Here is a 2,548-nt window from a genome sequence, read left to right as displayed (position 1 = left end):
CCGTCCACCCGCCCGCCCCCGGAAGCCGCCCGCTCTCGCGGGTGACGCTCTTCGACGGCCGGGAGGTCTGGTACGTCACCGGCCACGCCGAGGTCAGGGCCCTGCTCACCGACCGCCGGCTCTCCGCCGACCGGCAGCTCCCCGACTTCCCGGTCACCATGCCGCGCCTGGCCGAACAGGGCGACCGGCCCATCCCCCTGCTGGGCGCCGACGACCCGCTGCACAACCGCCAGCGCCGGACGGTCATCCCGGGCTTCGGCCTCCAGCGGATCACGGCCCTGCGCCCCACCGTTCAGCGGGTCGTGGACGACCTCCTCGACCGCATGCTGGCCGCCGGCCCGGAGGCCGACCTCGTCACGGCGTACGCCCTCCCCGTCCCGTCCACCGTCATCTGCGCCCTGCTCGGTGTCCCCTACGACGACCACGAGTTCTTCGAGCACCACTCGCGGCGGCTGCTCGTCGCGGACACCGCGGCGGAGGCCGCCGAGTCCCGGGACGCGCTGCGGGCGTACCTGGGGGAGCTGCTCGACCGGAAGCGCCGGGCGCCGGGCGACGGTCTGCTCGACACCCTCCTGGCGGACCCGTCCGGCATCCTGGACGCCGAGGAGCTCGTCTCGACGGCGATGCTGCTGCTGATCGCGGGCCATGAGACCACCTCCAACATGATCTCCCTCGGCACCTACACCCTGCTGCGCCACCCGGACCAACTGGCCGCCCTGCGCGCCGATCCGGACCTGACGCGCGGCGCGGTCGAGGAACTGCTGCGCTACCTGTCGATCGCCGACTCGCTGGTGCGGGTGGCCGTGGCGGACGTCGAGGTGGCCGGGGAGACGATCAGGGCGGGCGAGGGCGTGCTGCTCGCCACCCCGGAGGCCAACCGCGATCCGGCCGCCTACGCCGACCCCGACACCCTCGACGTACGCCGCTCCGCCCGCCACCATGTGGCGTTCGGGTACGGGATCCACCAGTGTCTGGGCCAGAACCTGGCCCGCGCGGAGCTCGAAATCGCCTTCTCGTCCCTGTTCGCCCGTATCCCCACGCTACGGCTCGCCGTTGCCCCCGATGAGGTGTCCGTCAAGCCCGGCGGCACCGTGCAAGGACTGTTCGCCCTCCCGGTCACCTGGTGACCGCAGAACGGAGTACCCCATGCGCGTGAGCATCGATTCGGACCTGTGCATCGGCTCGGGTCAGTGCGCCCTCACCTCCCCCAGCGTCTTCGACACGGACGACGACGGTTTCGGCGTCGTCCGGCCGGGCCAGGAGGACGGCAGGGACCCGATGGTGAAGGAGGCGGTACGGGCCTGTCCGGTCCAGGCGATCACGCTCGACGCGGAGTGAGGCCCTCCGCCTCCGCGAACCGCCCCGGCCGGCGGGACGGGCTCGCCGCCCGCCGCCCGGGGCCCGTCCTCACACGCCCGGCGGGACGACCTCCCGCGGGCGGGCCGGCGGAGTGAAGAGCGCGCTCTTCTTCGCGGCCGGGTTCAGGTCCTTGTGGACGGCCCGCGCGATGCCCGCGATCGCCTTGGCGCCGCTCGCGTCGCTGTAGGTGCCGTAGGTCAGCACCGACATGGTGTACGTGCGGCCGCCGCCGGTGAAGGCGCCGATGCTGTGCACGTACCAGCGATTGTCGAAGGAGCGGTGCATCCAGCCGTTCTTCACATGGATCTTCGTGCCCTTGGGGGCGCCGGCCGGGGTGCCCCAGCGCTGCCAGGAGACGACCTGGTTCATCAGGCCGAGGGCGTAGGAGCGGTCCTTGTCCCGGATCAGCTTGTTCCGCTTGGTGAACAGTCCGAGCATCTTCTGCTCGTCACCGGCGGTTATCCGGCTGATGCCCCAGGTGGCCCCGGAGTTCGGGACGGTTCGCTTCATGCCGGCGGCCTTGACGAACGCCGTGACCTTGGAGCTGCCGAGCCGTGCCCAGAGCCGGTCGGTGGAATCGTTGTCGGACCAAGTGATCATGTCCTTGGCCTGGCGCTTCTCCCAGGCCGTCAACTGCCGCCCGTGCCTGCCCGCGTCCCACAGCAGGGTGCCGAGCACGGTCGCCTTGATCACGCTGGCGGAGTCGAACCCCGCGTCCGCGTTGTAGGAGCAGGTCGTCCTGGTCGCCGGGTCCTCCAGGGCGACGGCGGACCGGGCGGGCGCGCCGCGCAGTGCCGTGGTGATGTCCTTGGTGAGCTTGGCGGCGAGTCCGGCCTTGGCCGAGGTGCAGACGACCTTCGGTCCCGCGGCGGCCGCGGGGCCGGCGGTGGCGAGCGGAGCGGCGGCGGCGAGCGCCGCCACCGCGACCGACGCGGCGAGCGCGCGCCGGGGTGTGTGGTGCCGAGTCATGGGTCCCCCCTGTTCGGGGTGATGGCGGGGCCGTGACGAACGTCATCGCTCCGCCATCACCGTGAAACTCGCTTCCCATGACTCACGGGATAATCGAACGGTTGCGCGATCGGCTGTTACCGGTGCTACCCCTGTACGCGCCCCCGCGCGCCCGCGCCCCCCGCGCCGCGCAGCCCGCCGGAGGCGCCGCTCCGGCCCGGGATACCGCCGCCGGCCTCGC

3 protein-coding genes are annotated in these 2,548 nt (G+C 72.6%); 2 read left to right on the top strand and 1 reads right to left on the bottom strand.

Going from position 1 to position 2,548, the window contains the following annotated elements; translation table 11 throughout:
* The coding region (locus ACSNOK_RS32525; protein ID WP_436784387.1) for a cytochrome P450 at positions 1-1,127 on the top strand (1,127 nt) is incomplete at its 5' end.
* 19 nt (positions 1,128-1,146) lie between these two features.
* Positions 1,147-1,338 carry a ferredoxin gene (locus ACSNOK_RS32520; protein WP_436784386.1) on the top strand — a complete coding sequence of 64 codons (192 nt, stop codon included), beginning with the start codon at positions 1,147-1,149 and terminating at the stop codon, positions 1,336-1,338.
* A gap of 69 nt (positions 1,339-1,407) precedes the next feature.
* On the opposite strand, the gene ACSNOK_RS32515 is transcribed toward ACSNOK_RS32520, so the two are convergent.
* Complete coding sequence (locus tag ACSNOK_RS32515) at positions 1,408-2,328, bottom strand: serine hydrolase (RefSeq protein ID WP_436784385.1); 921 nt, start codon at positions 2,326-2,328, stop codon at positions 1,408-1,410.
* Between the last annotated feature and the right edge of the window lie 220 nt (positions 2,329-2,548).

The organism is Streptomyces sp. URMC 126 (assembly GCF_051386555.1).
Classification (GTDB): domain Bacteria; phylum Actinomycetota; class Actinomycetes; order Streptomycetales; family Streptomycetaceae; genus Streptomyces.
Note: the sequence above shows the minus strand (reverse complement) of the source record. Positions and strands in the feature narration are given on the sequence as shown.